At 45.0% G+C, this 19885-nt stretch carries 17 protein-coding genes; 13 read left to right on the top strand and 4 right to left on the bottom strand.

Going from position 1 to position 19885, the window contains the following annotated elements:
- Positions 1 to 169: 169 nt before the first annotated feature.
- Positions 170 to 1915 carry a sensor histidine kinase gene (locus tag BC351_RS09805; RefSeq protein WP_079411267.1) on the top strand — a complete coding sequence of 582 codons (1746 nt, stop codon included), beginning with the start codon at positions 170 to 172 and terminating at the stop codon, positions 1913 to 1915.
- Between the two features lie 125 nt (positions 1916 to 2040).
- A complete protein-coding gene (locus tag BC351_RS09800) occupies positions 2041 to 2529 on the top strand; it encodes a hypothetical protein (protein ID WP_079411263.1) in 489 nt (162 codons plus the stop codon).
- Between the two features lie 13 nt (positions 2530 to 2542).
- Here the strand turns inward: BC351_RS09800 and BC351_RS09795 are convergent, their stop codons facing one another.
- Entirely contained in the window at positions 2543 to 3058 is a 516-nt protein-coding gene (locus BC351_RS09795; RefSeq protein ID WP_079411261.1) for a metal-dependent hydrolase, read from the bottom strand.
- A gap of 234 nt (positions 3059 to 3292) precedes the next feature.
- Between BC351_RS09795 and BC351_RS43295 the strand changes: the two genes are divergently transcribed.
- From BC351_RS43295 to BC351_RS09785, 3 genes are all read left to right on the top strand, one after another.
- Positions 3293 to 3715 carry a glycoside hydrolase family 78 protein gene (locus BC351_RS43295; RefSeq protein ID WP_482811862.1) on the top strand — a complete coding sequence of 141 codons (423 nt, stop codon included), beginning with the start codon at positions 3293 to 3295 and terminating at the stop codon, positions 3713 to 3715.
- On the top strand, positions 3628 to 5976 hold the full coding sequence (locus BC351_RS09790; protein WP_244208940.1) for an alpha-L-rhamnosidase: 2349 nt from the start codon (positions 3628 to 3630) through the stop codon (positions 5974 to 5976). The genes BC351_RS43295 and BC351_RS09790 overlap by 88 nt, the downstream gene beginning before the upstream one ends.
- 133 nt (positions 5977 to 6109) lie before the next feature.
- Positions 6110 to 6385: a late competence development ComFB family protein gene (locus tag BC351_RS09785; protein WP_079411259.1), complete on the top strand. Its 276-nt coding sequence runs from the start codon at positions 6110 to 6112 to the stop codon at positions 6383 to 6385.
- Positions 6386 to 6927: 542 nt separating this feature from the next.
- On the opposite strand, the gene BC351_RS09780 is transcribed toward BC351_RS09785, so the two are convergent.
- On the bottom strand, positions 6928 to 8286 hold the full coding sequence (locus tag BC351_RS09780; protein WP_079411257.1) for an S-layer homology domain-containing protein: 1359 nt from the start codon (positions 8284 to 8286) through the stop codon (positions 6928 to 6930).
- A 229-nt stretch (positions 8287 to 8515) separates the two neighbouring features.
- On the opposite strand from BC351_RS09780, the gene BC351_RS09775 reads away from it, so the two are divergent.
- The 6 genes from BC351_RS09775 to BC351_RS09750 all read left to right on the top strand — a co-directional run bounded on the left by BC351_RS09775 (position 8516) and on the right by BC351_RS09750 (position 14596).
- On the top strand, positions 8516 to 9568 hold the full coding sequence (locus BC351_RS09775; protein ID WP_079411255.1) for a BMP family protein: 1053 nt from the start codon (positions 8516 to 8518) through the stop codon (positions 9566 to 9568).
- Positions 9569 to 9658: 90 nt separating this feature from the next.
- A complete protein-coding gene (locus BC351_RS09770; RefSeq protein WP_079411253.1) occupies positions 9659 to 11158 on the top strand; it encodes an ABC transporter ATP-binding protein in 1500 nt (499 codons plus the stop codon).
- A complete protein-coding gene (locus tag BC351_RS09765) occupies positions 11151 to 12218 on the top strand; it encodes an ABC transporter permease (protein ID WP_079411251.1) in 1068 nt (355 codons plus the stop codon). The genes BC351_RS09770 and BC351_RS09765 overlap by 8 nt, the downstream gene beginning before the upstream one ends.
- Positions 12202 to 13125, top strand: a complete 924-nt coding sequence (locus BC351_RS09760) for an ABC transporter permease (protein ID WP_079411249.1) — start codon at positions 12202 to 12204, stop codon at positions 13123 to 13125. The genes BC351_RS09765 and BC351_RS09760 overlap by 17 nt, the downstream gene beginning before the upstream one ends.
- Positions 13126 to 13188: 63 nt before the next feature.
- Complete coding sequence (locus BC351_RS09755; RefSeq protein ID WP_079411247.1) at positions 13189 to 13866, top strand: sulfite oxidase-like oxidoreductase; 678 nt, start codon at positions 13189 to 13191, stop codon at positions 13864 to 13866.
- 1 nt (position 13867) lies between these two features.
- A complete protein-coding gene (locus BC351_RS09750; RefSeq protein ID WP_079411245.1) occupies positions 13868 to 14596 on the top strand; it encodes a nucleoside phosphorylase in 729 nt (242 codons plus the stop codon).
- 338 nt (positions 14597 to 14934) lie between these two features.
- Here the strand turns inward: BC351_RS09750 and BC351_RS41485 are convergent, their stop codons facing one another.
- Positions 14935 to 15885 (bottom strand): transposase, encoded by a 951-nt coding sequence (locus BC351_RS41485; protein WP_144028333.1) that lies wholly within the window; start codon positions 15883 to 15885, stop codon positions 14935 to 14937.
- 311 nt (positions 15886 to 16196) lie between these two features.
- Here BC351_RS41485 and BC351_RS09740 point away from each other — a divergent pair, with 311 nt between their 5' ends.
- Positions 16197 to 16958, top strand: a complete 762-nt coding sequence (locus tag BC351_RS09740; RefSeq protein WP_079411243.1) for a hypothetical protein — start codon at positions 16197 to 16199, stop codon at positions 16956 to 16958.
- A 785-nt stretch (positions 16959 to 17743) separates the two neighbouring features.
- On the opposite strand, the gene BC351_RS41480 is transcribed toward BC351_RS09740, so the two are convergent.
- Complete coding sequence (locus tag BC351_RS41480) at positions 17744 to 18049, bottom strand: hypothetical protein (protein ID WP_144028332.1); 306 nt, start codon at positions 18047 to 18049, stop codon at positions 17744 to 17746.
- Between the two features lie 599 nt (positions 18050 to 18648).
- Here BC351_RS41480 and BC351_RS09725 point away from each other — a divergent pair.
- Positions 18649 to 19836 (top strand): RCC1 domain-containing protein, encoded by a 1188-nt coding sequence (locus BC351_RS09725; RefSeq protein ID WP_079411239.1) that lies wholly within the window; start codon positions 18649 to 18651, stop codon positions 19834 to 19836.
- The last annotated feature ends 49 nt before the right edge of the window (positions 19837 to 19885 follow it).

Below are 19885 nucleotides of genomic sequence, written 5' to 3'. Positions count from 1 at the left end.
AATACAATACGATTTAGTGCGTATATATTAATTGATAGACAACGCTTTCTTATCCTACTATACTACTGAAAGAGGAACATTCTCTCGGTTAATGTCGAATGAAAACGAAATATGTTTGATGTCGACTTTGTAGTATCAAGTTTACATTAAAAAGAAAGTGTGAAACTCCATGAGAATCAACTCCAAAGTCATTTTTATCACATTTATTATTGTTATTTTATTGCTGGTAACGAATAATACTTCCTATTACTGGTTCACCAAATCGCTGCTGACACAAGCTTTATCTGCGCGTATGGAATCAACGGCTATTCAAATTCGTACTTCAATAGAACAATCAGAAGAAGGCTCTTTTTATGTCGAGGATTTAATCGGTGAAAATCTTCGTTCTGTTGCGCTCTTCGTCCAAAGTCAGCTAGATCCGGATATCGCGAAGGTCACCAATGAACAATTAGTTGAGCTTGCCAAGCAAGCGGGAATCGACGGTATTTCGCTAATGAAACGCAATGGTGCCGATATTATGGTTGATAAGTCATCAGAGCCCAAAGAGCTTAAACTAGTGAGTACGAAATCCTTCGGGTATTGGTTTACGGCATTCAGCCAATTGTTCGATAATCATCAGGTCACGATTCCGGAAGGGCAGAAGCTGAAAAATTTCTTTTCAGGCATCTACGAAGTTCCAGCATCGGGTTCAAGCGATGTAAGCAAGTTTGGCTATTTTAACGATGGCACTACGAATTACATCATTTGCGTATTTGTCAACGCGGACAAAATTCAGCGCTTCAAACAAATTGTGGGCGCAGACACCATTGTGAAGAAAACATTAGCATCGAACTTGGATATTATGGAAATATCAGGTTTGAATGGTGTTACGTTTGGAACAAAACCGATAGAGTACAAAGACAGCAACGGCGTTCCCTTCATTTCGGTGTATGACCGACCCGTTTTATTCGGCACCTATAACATAACGAATGACAAAGATTTAACTTACTATAAGGAATCCATAGAGAAGAACAAACCGGTTAGTGTCGTACAGTCATGGAAAGGGAAGCCGATTCTCAAAACCTTCATGTATGTTCCAGTCAAGAAGAAATTGACCGAAGTTCAAAGTGAGGTTCCTTTCGTCATTACGATCGTTTCTGATTATCAAACTATTCAAAAGACGCTGAACAAACAGCTTGTTCAACTCTCGCTGCTGATCGTTTTGTTTACTATTTTTAGTTGTGTGTTTATTTATTTTGTATTTCGTTTTATTACGAAAAGTCGAGAGACGGCCGTTCAATCGACGCAAGAACTGTATATACAGAACGTGGACCTTATGTTTGCGACAATTCGCAGTCAACGGCATGATTTTCTCAATCACGTTCAAACGATGTATGCCTTGCTGGCTAATGGAAAAAAAGAAGATCAAATGAGATACATGAAGGAATTAATTGAAGAAATTAATGAAGTGAATGATATCATTCGGATTGGTCATCCTGCGATTGCCGCTTTAATTCAAGCGAAAATTGCTCTGGCCATGCGGACCAAGATTGAATTCAGTTACCAGTTTACCGGCCTGGAAGGACTGTCCTTGGGGGTTAAATCCGTTGATATCGTCAAAATTATCGGAAACTTGATTGACAATGCGTTTGATGAGGTGAATAAATTTCCCCCAGGTGAACGCGAAGTCATGGTAAATGGATGGTCGGAGTCCAATCATTTAACAATTTCCGTATCTAATCCGGTACAGCCTGATTTCCAGCTCGAGGACTATAACCAAATGTTCTCGATTGGCTACAGCACGAAGGTGGACGGTGAGCATCAAGGTCTTGGCTTATCGGTCGTGAAGGAACGTATTGAGTATTACAAAGGAACGATTGAAGTCTCGGTCGAGGATGGTTGTATTTGCTTCCAGATATCAATTCCCATGCAATAAATCAAAGAGTTAGCCGGATTATTCGGTTAGCTCTTTTTTGTCGTGTTTGGATCATTCATCTCGTGGGTACAAGTAGTTAAAGGATGGATTTGAAACGTGATCTAAATGTGAAGGAGACGGTGCAGATGATAAGAGCACAATCGCGGACTTATACGCATCAGTTCATGCGCAGCATGTGCCGCTTGTTTCCGCTGTTTGTTTTGTTTTCCTTTGTTTCTCCCGAGAGAAATTTCATAGCATTGCCAGGCTACCCGATGAACCTAAGCTATGTAGCAGGAACGGTGCAGGAAGTGCTGCAAGGGGATTCAGAAACGGTTCTGTATGTTTCGGTGCCGACAAATTTGGAAGTTCCGAAGGAATTCCTTCTTCATTCCGAGTTGGCATCAAATACGAAGAAGGCTAGGCTTAGTCAGCCAATCGTCTCTCCGGCAAATCGTGGAACGTATGTGAAGATTCGGTTTGGTTCGTCCATGAATCAGGAGTTGAACAATTTCCTAGGAGTCCCGGCTATAGGCGAACATGTTCAGAGTGTAGTTGTACCTGACAAGAAGGGCATCTATCAGGCCAGGTTTTTGGTGAAAGACACAGGAGATTATATTGTAGAAACGAAATAAAACCCCCTTAGTTTCATAAGTGGGTTTGTAGGATTTGGGGAAATAGATGAAGAAGTGGGATGAATAAGCTGACGGCCAAGAGCAGCCAACGAAAGACGGTTTCACTCACAGAGCCTGTATCAATGGCGATAAATTTAGGGAGCAGGCGAATCTTGAAGGAGAACGGCCAGAAGAGCTCAACGCCTCTTTCATTAAGCAAATCAATCAGTGGATGTGACGCATAAGCTGTCAGGAATACCCAGAAGTATAAAGGCGGCAAGGGCATTGTGAGCACGACTATCAAACATAGAAAAATGAAGGAATGGGTTAGTGTTCGATGCTTAATTTTCAAAAGGTGAAGCAGCGCTGACAGCGGGAAAAGAACCTTAGCCATAGTAGACCCCGGTTTATCCACATCGGCCAATGTACCGGCCAAGCAGCCAAGCAATAAAGCTCCAGCAGTATCCAAAGAGAAGATGTTGATGTCCTGCGCAATAAGAACGATTTCCGCGGAAATAAATCCGGCAATACTGTGTGTTTTTTGTAACATGCCAAACTCCTGCTCATGATGATTTAGTAGATAACTGTATACCATTCGTAAGTGTTTCCGAAATTGGGGGGACACCTGAGAGAAAAAAAGGAATTTCCGTCCATATTCACCTATATAAATGTCGAAATCAGCCCTCCTATCGAAAGCATGATTCCACTAAAATAGGACATATCAGGTGCTTTTCGGATAGGAATTCCGAGGCACACTTTCGAAGGTGCAGGAGGCAAAATCTTGATGACGATACCCCGTATTACGAATTTAACCTGCGAATACTTGGTGAATCCTGTTGGCTTGGATACGCGCGCTCCGCGGTTTACTTGGCAGATCATTACGGACAAAAAGCAAACATTGCAATCAGCGTACCATATTCAAGTGTCGGATGTCGCGAATTGTTTCAATGCAAGTCATTTGCAATGGGATTCCGGGGTGGTGCAATCCAGCCAATCGGTTCTAGTCGTTTACCAAGGTGAGGAATTAAGGTCAAGACAACGCTACTACTATCGCATTAACGCATGGGATCAGAACGGGCTTGAGATGGGATGGAGCCGTACGGCTTCTGGGAGATGGGCATGCTTTCGGAACGGGATTGGACTGCTCAGTGGATTACGCCTGATGCCGCTTTTATTGATCCGCAAGATAAAGCAGCTTTTTATTTGAGGAAAACATTTGCAGTTCAGAAACAGATCCATAAAGCGATGATATACGCGACCAGTTTGGGCTTATACGAGCTCGAGCTTAATGGTGCGCGAGTAGGGAATCTGGAGTTCACGCCAGGTTGGACCAGCTATCGGCACCGTTTGCAGGTGCAGGCTTATGAGGTGACGGACTCTCTTTTGCAAGAGGGGAGCAATACGATTGGTGCTGTACTGGCTAATGGCTGGTACAAAGGAAATTTGGCGTGGAAGGATCAACACAATATTTTCGGAGACCGCAGAGCCTTGCTGCTTCAACTGCATATTGATTACGCAGATGGGACTTCAGAAGTCATCGTGAGCGATGATTCATGGCGAGCTTCGACGGGTGCGATTCGAATGTCTGAACTTTATCACGGTGAGACTTACGAGGCTGCCTTAGAATTAGTAGATTGGAGTTTGCCTGTCTACAGTGAGGAATCCTGGTCGGCTGTTGCGTTGTTAGCTCATCCGAAGAGCATACTTGTGATGCAAGAGAGCGAGCCTATGCGGGTAATCGAAAGTTTGCCGCCAGTAGAAGTACTTGTGACACCTTCGGGAGAAACGGTCTTGGACTTCGGACAGAATATGGTAGGGAAAGTCCATATGCGATTAGACCTTCCCGCTGGAACATGCATCCAGTTGTTTCACGCGGAAGTATTGGATCAAGACGGAAACTTCTATACGGCCAATTTACGCTCAGCCAAGCAAACGGTCACTTATATGTGCAAGGGAGGCGGTGAGGAGAGCTATGAGCCTCATTTCTCTTTCCAAGGCTTCCGCTATGTCAAGGTGGAAGGCTGGCCGCAGGATGCTGCCTTTGAAGCCGAACGCTTCACTGGCCATGTGATTCATACGGATATGATGCCCAAAGGCAGCTTCGAATGTTCCCATCCGCTCCTGAATAAACTCCAGAAGAACATTGTTTGGGGGCAGAGAGGCAATTTTCTGGACGTACCAACCGATTGCCCGCAACGGGATGAGCGCCTTGGCTGGACAGGCGATGCCCAGGTATTTATCCGGACGGCCGCTTATCATTATGGCATTGCCCGGTTTTTCAGCAAATGGCTGCGTGATTTAAAGGCTGACCAGCGAGAGGATGGTGCTGTTCCTTTCGTTGTTCCTCATGTCCTTGGGGATGAAGAGTATGCTTCATCAGCATGGGGGGATGCCGCGGTTATTTGTCCTTGGACCCTGTATCAAGTCTATGGTGATAAACGTGTCTTGGAAGAGCAATATGAGAGTATGAAAGCTTGGATTACCTACATGCGCATTCAAGGTGAAAATGAATATCTGTGGAATACCGGCTTTCATTTCGGCGATTGGTTGGGACTTGATGCCAAAGAAGGCAGCTATGTAGGGGCCACGCCAAGAGATTTGATCGCCACGTGTTTCTATGCGTACTCCACATCGCTGTTCGTGAAAGCAGCCGAAGTGCTGGGACGCACGGAAGATGTTGCGGAATACAGTAAGCTGCATGCACATATCACAGCGGCCTTTACGGAAGAATTCATCACCCCTAGTGGACGTTTGGCAGCACATACACAGACTGCACATGTTCTTCCTTTGATGTTCGGACTCGTAAGCGGAAGCGTACGTGATAGATTGGCAAGGACCTTGGCTGATGATGTCATCGAGCAGAATTATCATTTGACGACTGGGTTCGTCGGTACGCCATATCTGTGCCAAGTACTTTCTGATAACGGCTATCATGATGTGGCTGTTAAATTAGTACTTCAGGAAGATTATCCATCCTGGCTGTATTCGGTCCACAAGGGAGCTACGACGATTTGGGAGCATTGGGATGGGATCAAACCGGACGGCTCCTTCTGGAGTGCAGATATGAATTCATATAACCATTACGCCTACGGATCTATCGGTGATTGGTTGTATCGAACGGTGGCTGGCCTTGATTCAGATGATCAAGAGCCGGGTTATAAGCGGGTACAGTTCCGGCCGCGGACAGATTCCGGTCTTGATTACGCCAAAGCTTCTTTCCATTCGGATTACGGTCCCATACGGAGTGAATGGAAGAAAGAGAAGGCAGGGCTTGTGGTCTATGAATTTGAACTTCCGCCGAACACGACGGGGGTGGCTGCGCTCAGAGGCGCATCGCTAGCAACAGCGACAATTAATGGGCAAGCGGCGAGCCAAGCAGCGGAAATTCTTTCGGTTGTTGAAAGCGATGGCGCGCTCAAAGTAGAGCTTGGATCAGGAATTTATCGCATTGAAGTAGCTGCGCGCTAAATTGTGATGCCGCAGACAGGGATATGGAGAAGATCACGGGCATGCATGACCGTGGTCTTCTTTTCTTTCTTTTTGAATGCTCGTTTATACAGTATAATAGACTGCATAGTAGAAAAAAGAAGGAGCACAATGGATGGCACTCTTTAATGCAATGGAAACGATAGTCGTCAATATGTTTGATGAGTTTAGCAAAAGCTATGAATTAAAATGCGATTGCAATAAATGCAAAGAAGACATGCTCGCTTTGGTTCTAAATAAAATACCGCCCAGGTATACGTCCAGCGAAAAGGGGCAGCTGTTTATCAAAGGGATGTATATTAATCCACAGCTGCAATCCGATGTGATGCGAGAATTAATGGAAGCAGCGATCATAGTGGAGCATCATCAGCATCATCCAGAAGAAGTGTAAGTCGATACGGCTGGTCGGTAAGTTGATGTGAAAGTGGCGTAAATAGCCTTCATTTCCACGTTCTTCGTGGTGATGAAGGTTATTTTATTTTGGGGTTTTGCGGCAGTCTCAGTGCACCAGCAGCTGCGAATAGCTGCAAATCCAGAGGGAGCCTGCCTTTTTGGCAGTCTCAGAGGCAGAGAGCCGCTGATCTACCGCCGAGCCTGCCATTTCGGCAGTCTCAGTGCGTCAGCAGCAGCGAATAGCTGCAAATCCATAGCGAGCCTGCCTTTTTGGCAGTCTCAGAGGCAGAGAGCCGCTGATCTACCGCTGAGCCTGCCATTTCGGCAATCTCAGTGCGTCAGCAGCAGCGAATAGCTGCTCTCTCTGTTCGAGCGTGGCTCTCTCTGCCACAGCCGCCGCCATTCGCAGCCTCTTATCCTCCGAGCCAGCCGTTTCAGTGTTGGACTCTCTTCCCCCTCCAAAACAAACACAAAGAGCATACCCCAAGTTAATCCTTGGGGCATGCTCTTCAATCAGACTTTCTACCTGCTTCGCTTGTTTTATTTAAAATCACCCAGCAAGTAATGATAGAATGGCGCATTTACCCAGAACTTGTAGGAATCAACCGTGAGACTAGGGTTAATCTTCTTAATGCCTTCTGCCACAGCGGCAGCTTTATCGCTTAATGAGAAAGATTGCGCATAGTAATGCCCTTTGCTGATTTTGTTATTGGCGATCACTTGGTAGTCTTTGATCTCAGTTAACGAATAGTAGAGAGGCTGCCACCAAGAGGAATAGATAAGACCGGATTGATCTTCACTGTTCTTTTTGGCATACTGGAGGATAACTTGCTGGAACTGATCTTTTTGTTCAGCATTGTCGAATTCGAATTCGATGTCATACTCTTTGGCATAGGCGATAAAGTTGCCGTTCTCGATTTGGACAACTTGATAGTCGTCGGATTGGGTCGGCTCGCCCCATTCCTTCAAATAGATGAAGGCGGAAGTTTTTGGTTCTAGCTGAACTTTGGCATGGATGTTTTCGCTGCGGAGCAGGCCAATGAGTTGAATAGCATGGGTGATGTCGGAATGACCATAAGTAAGGGAAAGCTTCTTATCGAAATTCGCATCAAAACGCGCATCTTTCAAGTTATAGCCTGTGACCAGGTTTTTCTTCAAAGCGTCATCGAAAACGGCTCGCAACTCGCTGGCTGTAATCAGATCTTCCGTTTTCCAAGCTTGGTTCACTTTGGCAAAAATATCAGCATCCGTCGTTGTACCGATATAATTTTTATCCAAACCTTGGAAAGATAACACCTTGCCCAATAGTTCCTCGGCAAAACGGCTGTCAGCTGGAGCATTCAATTGGAAGGAAGCGAAGCTATCCGAAGGAAGCAGATTGGTGTCAATCGCAGCTGCCAGCTCCTGTGCGCCCTGCAGGTTAAGCGATGCATTGCTTTTGTAATCGATATGTACTTTATCTAAAGCTGTTTGGACTTTATCTTCTTTATAAGTATAAGCCAGTTCTTTCAGACCAGCTGCTTTGAGGGCAATAAAAACCGCTTGCAGTTCTGTAAGCGGAGCATCACCTTGCAAGGTGGTTCCGGTCAGAATGCCTTTTTCAGCTAGCGCTTGGGCAGCTTGATAATAAGGACTATCTTTTGGCACATCGGTAAATTTGCTTGCGGACTGGCTGGATTTCAGCTTAAGAATGCTGTTAACAGCGTTAATGAAATCACCTTTGGTGAGATTTGAAGACAAATGCACGTTGAAATGGTCATTCAGATATTGCTTGTGCGTAGAAGCAGAACTGCTGGATTCAGCGGCTAGCACCGATGGGCTAAAGGCCGAAATGGAAGACACGAGTACAGCTGACAAAGCAACAGCGCGTACAAGTTTTAATGTGTGTAAAGGTTTCATAGAAGCAATCCTCCGTCTTTTCAATTCTTATAGGAATAGTATGATTTATAGAAATATAACAAGGAAACAGCTTTGTGTCAATGCTATTTTTGTTACAAAACGATATTCACACATTTGTTGCTTTTTGTCGAAAATAGTAAATAAAACGTTTGACTGAATCCGAGTTATTTAGTAGGATCTTTACAGAGTCTTTAAATATACGTGGAGAAACACAGAGGAGAGATACATAATGAAAAAAGCATTAATTTCCCTTTTTGCCGTAACGGTACTGATGACAGGTTGCGCAACTGCCAAAACGGACACAGCTGCACCCAAAACATCGGATGCTCCGGCAACTTCCGAGGCGTCCAAAGCTCCTGCAGCGAAATCGGATAAAAAAGTTATTCTGATTACCCCAGAGAAGATCGGTGTGAATCCATTTTTTGCCCAAGAAGATGAAGGCGTGAAAAAGGCAGGTAAAGAATTTGGCGTTGTTGTGAAAACGGTTGAATCTACGGATGCAAGCGCAATTGAGCAAAACCTGCGCGCTGCCGTTGCAGATAATTATGATTTGATTATTACAAGCTCCTTCGAATCCGAAGATGCGCTGAAAAAAGTTGCTGCTGAGAATCCGAAGAAATCCTTCGCGATTATCGATACTGTTGTTGATCTTCCGAATGTTCGCAGCGTCGTCTTCCGTGAGCATGAAGCTTCTTATCTATTAGGAGCAGCTGCGGGTCTTGCTACTAAGAAAAATGTAGTAGGTATGGTTGCAGCGGTCGACATCCCGCTTATCAAGAAATATACAGTTGGTTTCCAAGAAGGTTTGAAAGCAACCAACCCGAACGCGAAGTTCATCGTTAACTATGTAGGCTCCTTCACAGATCCAGCGAAGGCCAAAGAATTGGCGTTGACGCAATTTGCACAAGGCGCAGACTTTATTGCAGGCGCATCGGCAGTAGGCGATCTCGGCGTTTTTGAAGCAGCCAAAGAAAAAGGCTTCTATACATCCGGACAAGATATCGACCGTACAGTAACAGATCCTGAGCACATTGTGCTTTCCCAATTAAAAGGAACGGATGCTGTTGCTTACCAAACCGTCAAAGACTTCGTTAACGGCAGTTTCAAATTCGGTTCCGTTGATTATGGCTTGAAAGAAGATGGCGTGGGTCTTACCTTCGTAACGAAAGATACAAAATCAGCGCTTAGCCCGTTTGTTGGACAAGACGTGATTACGAAAGTTAAAGCTATACGTGATGATATCGTTTCTGGTAAAGTGAAAGTAGAAAATCCAGTCAAATAATTAGCACAATAATCGCATATTGCCCATGGAAACTGTTTACGGTGACGTAAACAGTTTCCTCATGTCTAGGTAGAGGAGCGAATAACCGTTATGCTGCTTCAAATGCGTCAAATAACGAAAACATATGGCAATTTAACAGCGAATTCAAACGTTGATTTCTCGCTGCGTCAAGGTGAGATCCATGCATTAGTCGGGGAAAATGGTGCCGGCAAAACAACGCTAATGCGCATCTTGTACGGCATGGAGCAGCCTACGGCAGGCAGTATTCTTTTGAATGGCAAGGAAGTTGTATTTACGAATCCAACGGAAGCCATTCGCCATCGAATCGGCATGGTGCATCAGCACTTCATGCTGTTTCCTTCTTTTACCGTGGCTGAAAATATCGTGATTGGCAACGAGCCCAAGAAAGGCATGGCATTTGACCGCAAAAAGGCAGTTCAGCAAGTGGAGGACCTATGTGCCAAGTATCGCTTGCCGATTGATCCGCACAAGAAGGTGGCCGAATGTCCGCTTGGTTTGCAGCAGCGTGTGGAAATTCTGAAGGTGCTGTATCAAGGCGCTGATATCATTATTTTGGACGAGCCTACCGGCGTGCTGACACCGCTTGAAGCGAAGGAATTGCTAGTCATCATGAGGAGCTTGGCGAATCAGGGCAAAAGCTTCATCATTATTACGCACAAGCTGCATGAAGTGATGGAAATTGCCGATCGGGTTACTGTTCTGCGTGACGGGAAGATCACGGGTACCTTGGATGCTGCGGCAACCAGTGTTGAAGAACTCTCGAAATTGATGGTAGGCAGAGACCTCTTGGAATCTGCCAAAAGAGAAGTGAAACTTGGTGAAACAGTTCTTCAAGTGAAGGATATATCCATCCTTGGAGCCAAAGGCAAACCGGTGCTCGATCGCGTGAATTTACAAATCAAGGCCGGAGAAATCGTTGGCATTGCCGGCATCTCGGGGAATGGGCAGTCTGAATTCATTCAAGCAATTTCGGGGCTTCTGCCTATTGATCAAGGAGAAATTCATCTTTTGGGGCAAAATGTGACAGGACGTACCGTTCGTGAAATTAGAGAGATTGGGCTTTCGCATGTCCCGGAAGATCGGTATCAATGGGGAGCGGCGAAAGAGGGCACCGTGCTGGACAACGGTACGATGGGCCATCACAGAACCCGAAGCCGCTCGGGCTTCTTGCAAGGAAAAGAGCTGCGGCAAATGGTGGATCGGTTCATTCAGCAGTTTCAGATTAAAGCAGGCTCACAGGATACGAAGGTAAAATACTTATCTGGCGGTAATCTGCAAAAGCTAATTGTCGCTAGAGAAATTGCGCAGAATCAGCCTTTTTTAATTGCGGCAGAGCCAACGCGTGGCGTAGATATCGGCGCTATGGAGCTTATTCATGAAGAACTGCTTAGAAAACGGGACGAACAGGGAGCTATTTTGTTAGTATCCTCTGAATTAACGGAGATTCTCAAGTTGTCTGACCGCATTCTTGTTATGTACGAAGGGCGCATAGCCGGAGAATTATCTGCCGAGAACGCAACAGAAGAGCAAATTAGCTTATGGATGGCAGGAGGAGATTCAAATGCTTAAACGTGGATGGCCTATAAGCGCTTGGATGCAACCGCTGCTTGCCGTCATCATTGGATTATTAGGTGGCGCGATTGCCATTGCGTTAATTGGCGGGTCCATCCCCGATACGTATGCGCAGATGTGGAAAGGGGCATTCGGCAACTTCTACTTCTTGACGAATACATTGACTCGGGCTACACCGCTGATCCTGGTCGGTCTTGGGGTCTCCATTGCTTTTCGCGCTGGATTCTTCAATATGGGTTCTGAAGGACAAATGATTCTGGGCGCTTTATCCAGCGCACTGCTTGCCCTTTATGTACCAGGACCACCGCTGTTCAAATTGCTCGTTGCCATACTCGGCGGTATTGCTGCGGGTGGGATATGGTCTGCGTTTGCAGGTTGGCTGGATGCCAAATTTCGGATGAATCTGATTATTACAACGCTGCTGCTCAATTATATTGCCGCGCTGTTTGCTGGTTATTTGGTCGCTTATCCGCTCAAAGACAAGACAGGCTCAGCTGCGCTTGCCCAAACGATGATGGTGGATAAAGCGGTGTGGCTGCCCAAATTATTCCAAGGCATGAGCATACATGCCGGCTTTATCATTGCGATCGGACTCGCGATTCTGCTCTATTTATTTATTAAATACACAGTGGCCGGCTATGAAATCCGCATGCTGGGATATAATCCCTTATTTGCGGCTTACGGCGGTGTCAATAGAAGGAAAATGATGCTGACCAGCATGTTTGTCAGCGGTGGTTTTGCTGGACTTGCCGGAGCCATTGAGGTTCTGGGCATGCAGTACAGGTATACCGATGGCATGATTTCGAACCCGGGTTATGCGTGGTCTGGCATTATGGCGACATTGCTGTCAGGTGCCCATCCGTTGGGTACAGCGGTTGCTGCGGTTCTTCTGGCTGCGCTGCAAACCGGAGGCATGGGAGTTGAGCGTAATACCAGCATTCCGCTGGAAATTTCCAGTGTCATTCAATCCTTGCTGATTCTGTTTGTCACAGCCAAGTTCAGTTACACCCTATGGAAACGACGGAAAGGAGGCAAGAGCGATGCAGCATCTTCTTGATGTGTCTTTATTCAACTCGATGATTCGAATGGTAGCTCCAATCCTGCTTGCGGCACTAGGCGGGGCGATCTGTTCAAGAGTCGGCTTGTTCAATGTGGGTCTGGAAGGTTTCGTATTGGTCGGCGCCTTCTCCGCCATCGTAGGTAATTTTTATACCGGCAATGTGTATGTAGCTGTTCTAATCGCTGTTGCCGTAACCATGTTATTCTCACTGGTTTTCGCTTATATGAGTATTCAATTGCAGGCCAATGTGATCGTTGTCGGGATTTCATTTAACTTTCTGGCCTTAGGCTTGACTGCTTTTTGCTTAAAAGCAATTTTTCACGTAAAAGGTGCCTTTTATGATAAAAATATGATTGGCCTGCCCAAAGTGAACATCCCTTACATTCAGGATATTCCTGTTATCGGCGGTATTGTTTCCGGGCATTCCCCACTTGTTTATCTGGCTTTCATCCTTGTTTTCGCCCTTCAATATTTTCTTTTCAAATCCGTTTTGGGCTTCCGCTTGGTCGCAGTTGGTGAAAATCCTGTAGCCGCCAAAAGCATTGGCATCAAGGTAAATCGCATGCAGTACTTGGCCGTGCTCATTTGCGGAGTTCTATGCGGTTTGGCAGGCGCTCAGCTGTCGCTTGGTCAAGTGACCATGTTTACCGAGGGGATGACCGCCGGAAGAGGATTTATTGCGCTTGTTGCTACGATGCTGGGACAAGCCAATCCGATCGGTGTTATGGCTTCCAGTTTGCTATTTGGCTTAATGGATGCTTTCAGTATAAGACTGCAAGGGTTTTCTTTACCAACGCATTTCACACAAATGCTGCCTTACATCGTGACTTTGCTAGCTATGCTCTTTTTCCGTAAAAGCAATTATTTGGCAGACGCGCAGAAAGCAAACGGCAGCTCGAGATAAAGCTTGTTTCTGCAAGGATGAAGCAGGCGGCTTAATAAGATCAACGCTTAGGAGGATGAACAGATGGCAAAAGACAGCAAAGCGGAGCGTATTAAACGCATGCAAATTCCCGCTGTAGATATTCCGGAAGAGCTTGTGCACCGGGTTCCGCCTGGACAAGTTGTGACGGATCGTTTTCCTATTCTGCATGAAGGTGAAGTACCCAATTACGATATGGCGGCATGGTCGCTGCGTGTTTTCGGCGAGGTAAACGAGGAAAAGTCTTTTAGCTATGAAGAACTGCTCGCTTTGCCTCGTACCCAGGTCGTATGCGATATCCATTGTGTGACGCGGTGGTCGAAGCTGGATACCGTTTGGGAAGGCATACTTTTCCGTGATTTCCTTAAGCTTATTGATGTTAAGCCGGAAGGCAAGTATGTCATGCTGCATGCAGACAACGACTACGAAACCAATGTTCCACTGGTTGATCTTATGGGTGATCATGTGCTGCTGGCTATGATGTTTGACGGCAAACCGCTTACGCCTAAGCACGGCTGGCCGCTGCGGCTCGTAGTCCCTCATCTCTACTTCTGGAAAAGCGCCAAATGGATTCAAGGCCTGGAGTTTATGCAGGAAGACCGCGAAGGGTTCTGGGAACGCAACGGCTTCCATAATATTGCAGATCCCTTTGAGGAGCAGCGCTTCTCCGGGGAAGCTATTCCCATACCCGAGGATGAATGGGTAAGAAAGGATTTTGATTAATATGCGATTATCTATTTTACAAGTGAATTCAGAAGACCTCGCTCCGTATGCGATCGTGTGTGGAGACCCTTTCAGAGCGGAAGCCATTTCTCGCAAATTAGATAATGTCCGTGAGCTCGCCTTCAGCCGGGAATACCGGACTTTTGTCGGCGAATCCTCCGGCATTCCCATTACGGTTGTGAGTCATGGCGTAGGTTCTCCGGGGGCAGCGGTCTGCTTTGAAGAGCTGATTAAAGGCGGCGTGAAGACCTTGATTCGTGTTGGAACAGCGGGCTCCTACTCGGCGGATGTGCCGCCTGGGAGCCTGGTTGTCAGTACTGCTGCGGTACGCGAAGAAGGGCTGACACGCCAGTTAGTTCCGCTTGGCTTTCCAGCGGTAGCCGATCAGGACGTAGTGCGCGCGTTGTTTGAAGCTGCGCAGGAGACAGACGGCTTGGTTCAAAAAGGGATTACGGTCACCTTGGATGCTTTTTTCCAAGGGGTGGAGGAATTCCCTCATGCGAAGTACAAGCAAGCGGGTGCGATTGCCGTTGAGATGGAAATTGCCGCGCTTTACGTCATTGCCTCGCTTCGCGGCGTGCGTGCTGGAGCCATTGTTGCATTAGACGGCTATGCGGATGCCGACTTAAGAGAAGTTTACGACCCGCATACGGATGTCGTTTCCGGCGCCATTGAGCGGGAGATTGATGCTGCTATTACAGCTATTCGTAAGTTGAATGCTTGGAAATAATAACTGACTTGAAAAAGGCGAAGACGGGGAAACCCGCTTTGCCTTTTTTGTGTTTGGGCGAGATATGCTTCGAGCTGGGGAGGGAGGAGGAGATCTTTAAAGCTCAAGGAGATAGGGCTGTTTTGCGGCCCTAAAGGCGCCTGAAAAGGCTGTCCGCTCGCTATCTCATACATACCGCCAAATTGTTTTCTGATGATATATCACATGAGTTATGCACTTCGTGGTAACGACTGGTTATTCTGAGGATTAGTTGTAGCCCAAAGAAGCATTACATAATGCGGTGGCCAAAATTACCGAATAAGTCTTGCAAAGCGCCTAACTACTGTGTCAAAATAAACTTAGACTCGCTCTTGACCCATGTGGTTTTTTGTGCGGGTTTGGCAACGAGTATGGAAAAGGCCGCGGACCATTTCGCCGTGGGTGCAGCCTTTATCATCACTCGTTTTTTCTTTGTTTATTTCGAATAGAGCAAAAGCTAGCAAGGTTTCTGCGGTAAACAGCAGCTCAAAATGAGCATGGTGATGCGCCTCGGATTCGGAGTGGCACTTTTCAAACGCCAGTTCTTGCTTCGCAGTGCGGAAAAGCACCTCAATCCGCCAGCGTTTCACGCACGTCTGTAGGGCTTCCTTTGGAGCGTCATGGCGGTTACTAATGATGAGGCAGGCACCTTTGTAGGTAGCTGGAGACTCGTCGTCTAGCTGTTCAATGTTCGAAGAAGCCTCATCGTCCTTTAAACGCATGGCGACAATCGCAGCAATCCGAACATATCTCTGTTTGCTCACTTGTTTCCCTTTGCTATTAGTTACGGTATAGGGCTGCTTCATATAAATATCTGGAATCGCAATCGATACTAGGCCGAATGCTGCCTGACGTGTCAACTGTTTAAACACTTCAGGGATCAGCATGACTGGCGTAAGCGGCACGTAACGTTCTCTTCGAGTAAGAGGCTCGATTTCCTTTCGAAATAAAGCTGTAGATTCACGCAGCATCAAGATCATTTGTTTAGAGAGATCCAGTTTCGAAGGGCCCTCACCACTGGTAGCTGGCTTATGCCAAATAGAATAAAACAAAGGATACTTGAGTCCACTTTTCAAGACAACTTGAACCACGACCAAATTCATCGACCATGCGTATGTTTTCGTAGAATGATCGAAAAGCCAGGATAAGAACGGGAGTTGTTTCGCGTATGGATGAGCACAGTGAGTATCATCTAAATTCACAACATCTAGCAACCAGGATGGCGTTCCGCCGCGCTTCATCATGCCAGACTGAGTTAATAGTAGCGACATATCAAAACGTCCACAAAGGGTACGTAAGATAGGGGCACCTGCACACTCACTCAGCTATAAATCGCGATATTTCGATTTTTGTAGCGTTTTCATTGGAAAATCACCTGCATATTTGAAGTGACACCTTGGTTAAGGTATCCTTCGCAATTATTGTGGTGAATTCTAAAAGTCAAGTTTGTTTATTTTACTTTTTGACTTTTAAAAATATCCATGTATTGACATAAAAAGTATAATATTGTAAGATTTTTTAGGGGAGGGGATTTTACTTTAATGGAAAGAAGGTTATTTGCTTTGAAAAAAAAATTAGTTTAATGTTAGTATTTGCTATGATTTTAACTCTTACTTTTAACAGTCTTACTTTTGCATCATCTCCAACAAATCAACAAGAAAAAGCAAATATCAAACAGCAAAAGGAACTCTACAAAGCGATTAAAGAAATTGAGAAAAACAACCTGAAAAGAAAATCAGATGGGACTTTTGAAATTACAGGGAAACCAAAAGTAGAACAAGAAATTCTTGATAATCTCAAGCTTAGTATGAACAATGTTAATAAATTAGTTAACGAAGGTTATTTTTCAACAGACGAAAATTTTCGTGTTTATTCAAAGAAAGATATAAAAAAGGGCAATCTTGAGTCTAACAAAACTGACTATGTAGAATACGATACCTTCTTTAAAGATGCTCTCAAAAGTGACGAAGAAATATCTCTTGAAGTGGGAGAAAAAACTTATTCACTTTCTTTTAATGATAATGTTGCTAAAGCAGATAGCTATAGCCCACCTATTGGTTTTTACCAATACTGGTGGGGATGGCAACTTTCTTTATCAGAATATGCTACAGCAGTTCTTGTTAATGGATTAAATGCTGGGGCAGGGACAGCGGCTGTAGCGGCAGCATTACAAGCTGCTGGCATTATTACTGTAGGATCAGCACTTATTACAGGTATTGTTTCTGCCGTTTTATGGTTCGGTAGTTCAGCAATTGGTTTAGCAGATAGTATTGGAGGATTTAAAGGCGTTTATTTTAGAGGTCTATATACTCCCCCTGTTTTTTATCTTTGGGCTAGATCATAAAATAATAAATTTGGAGGTAGATTTTAATGAGTAGTTGGATTTTATACATAAGCTTGGCGTGTGCGGTGTTATTGCTAGTTACAGGTGTTTTGAAATTAATGTCAAATCCATTAAATAAGACACTGTATATTGTATTAGTAATAGCAGGTATCATTGGCATTCTAAGCTGTACATTCCAATTATTCATAAGACCATTATGATAATTCGTATATTTAATATCCAAATCTAAGTATAAATAAGAAAATCCCCTCCCTAAAATGAAAATAGCTATTCTATTCAGAATTAATTTTCTCTTGAAGAATCCAGCTTTCGGGATAGAGTCTTTTTACGTTTCACCCCCCCAAAAAAGTAAAGAGAGGAACAAATTTTCCTCTTGATATTTTTAAATGCCCCTTGTTTTCATGAAGCTTGTCTACAAGTAGCAGTGTTTCTCATATGCCACCTGAATTCCCGACAGAATTATAACGAGGTTTAACGGTTCGGATGCAAGTACGAAGTTTGTGAGACTTATTGTCATGAGTTATGCACTTCGTGGTAACGACTGGTTGTTCTGAGGTTTCGTTGTATCCCAAAGAAGCATTACATAATGCGGTGGCCAACATTACCGAATAAGTCTTGCAAAGCGCCTAACTACTATGTCAAAATCAACGTAGACTCGCTCTTGACCCATGTGGTTTCTTGTGCGGGTTTGACAACGAGTATGGAAAAGGCCGGGGACCATTTCGACGTGGGAGCAGCCTTTATCATCACTCGTTTTTCTTTGTTCATTTCGAAGAGAGCAACAGCTAGCAAGGTTTCTGCGGTAAACAGCAGCTCAAAATGAGCATGGTGATGCGTCTCGGATTCAGAGTGGCACTTTTCAAACGCCAGTTCTTGCTTCGCAGTACGAAAAACACTTCAATACGCCAGCGTTTAACATACGTCTGCAAAGCTTCCTTTGGAGCGTCATGGCGGTTACTAATGATAAGGTAAGCACCCTTGTAGGTAGCTGGAGACTCGTCGTTTAGCTGTTCAACGTTCGAAGAAGCCTCATCTTCCTTTAAACGCATGGCGACAATTGCAGCAATCCGAACATATCTCTGTTTGGTCACTTGTTTCCCTCTGCGATTGATTACGATATCGGAATCGATACTAGACCGACTGCGGCCTGCCGTGTCAACGGTTTAAATACTTTACGGATCAGCATGATGGGCTGTGCCTTGGTCACCCGATTATACGAATTCGACTCTAGGAATTTATGAGTAATGAGATGTCAAAGGGTACTAAGATAGGGACGCCGCCACACTCGCTAAGCTGTAATTCACGTAATTTCGGTTTTTGATGGGCAGTCATTGTAAAATCACCTGTTAGATTAGAAGTAATACCGTAGTTAAGGTATCATCCGGAATTATTATGGTGATTTCAAAAGTCAAGTATTTTTCTTTGTATTGGCTTTTATCAGAATTTATTTTCAACTGCATAACTCATATATATCAATTTTATATGATTAATTCATCCATTTCGACATCTACATACAAATGTTGTCAATCTTCGCTGTTGCATAAAACTCATAAAATAGTATTATTATTTATGTAAACTATACCAATTTTTAGTATTAATAGGAAAGGAGAGTTAATTTAACTAGAACGATGCAATCTATTATTCGAACTAAACACGCTACTCATTTCAGTAAGAGAAGGAGAGGATTTTAATGATGATGAGAAAAAAAGGATTTATTTCACTACTTACCTCAATGGTATTCGCAATGATAATCGTACCTGCTGGCACAGCGCTGGGCAATCCAACAAATCCAACTAACCCAACCAATCCACCTCAATTGAAGACGGTCCTGACAACAGGATTGGGGCATTCGTTATTTTTAAAGGCAGATGATACTTTATGGGCCTGGGGTGATGCAAACTTCGGACAATTCGGCACCGGTCCAGGTCAGAACAGCAGCGCTGTTGCCGTTCAAAACACACTTGTGCAAAATATTATTGATGTTTCTGCAGGAAATGAACACCACAATTTGGCATTGCGCAGCGATGGCATCGTATTCGCGTGGGGAACTAACGGTGTTGGTCAACTGGGAGATGGCACGACATATATAAATCGTAACAACCCGGTTCAAGTGAATAATTTAACAGATGTAATCGATGTCGAAGCTGGTTTCTACCATAGTTTAGCGTTAAAGTCGGATGGGACGGTATGGGCATGGGGGAGTAACGGTTACGGTGAATTGGGAGATGGAACAACAACGAATCGGTCAACGCCTGTGCAGGTATCAGGACTCAGCAATATCGTGTCTATCTCAACGAAAAGCTATCATAGCCTCGCCATAAAGTCGGATGGAACGGTATGGGCTTGGGGTTATAATTCTACTAGTCAACTGGGAGACGGAACAACAACAAATCGGTCAACTCCCGTGCAGGTGTCCGGTCTCAGTAATGTATCCTACGTGTCGGCTGGCGACACTCACAGTCTTGCCATAAAGTCGGATGGGACCGTATGGGCTTGGGGCAATAATACAGACGGCCAATTCGGAGACGGCACTACGACGAGTCATACGACTCCGGTTCAGATTCCAGGTCTGAGCAACGTAAAAGTAGTAGAGGCGGATGAGCAGCATAGCTTTGCGATTAAAAATGACGGAACGCTATGGGCATGGGGTTACAACGATTTTGGCCAACTGGGAGACGGAACGACAGGTTCGACATATCTAAGCCCTGTGCAGGTAGCTGGCATAAGTGGGGTAACGGCTGTGTCTGCGAGTGGAACTTTCACTGTGGCACAAAAGTCAGACGGAACGGTATGGGCATGGGGTCATAACTATTGGCGCGAACTTGGAGACGGTACAAGGACGGACCGTTATACGCCGGTTCAAGTAACAGGTCTGTAAATCTAAGGAACAAATGTTCCATAAGTTCTAAATAATAGTATCCCCTCAT

Origin of the sequence: Paenibacillus ferrarius (assembly GCF_002027705.1) — a bacterium.
Lineage (GTDB): Bacteria > Bacillota > Bacilli > Paenibacillales > NBRC-103111 > Paenibacillus_E > Paenibacillus_E ferrarius.
The sequence above is the reverse complement of the archived record's forward strand: the minus strand, read 5'-3'. Positions and strand labels throughout refer to the sequence as shown.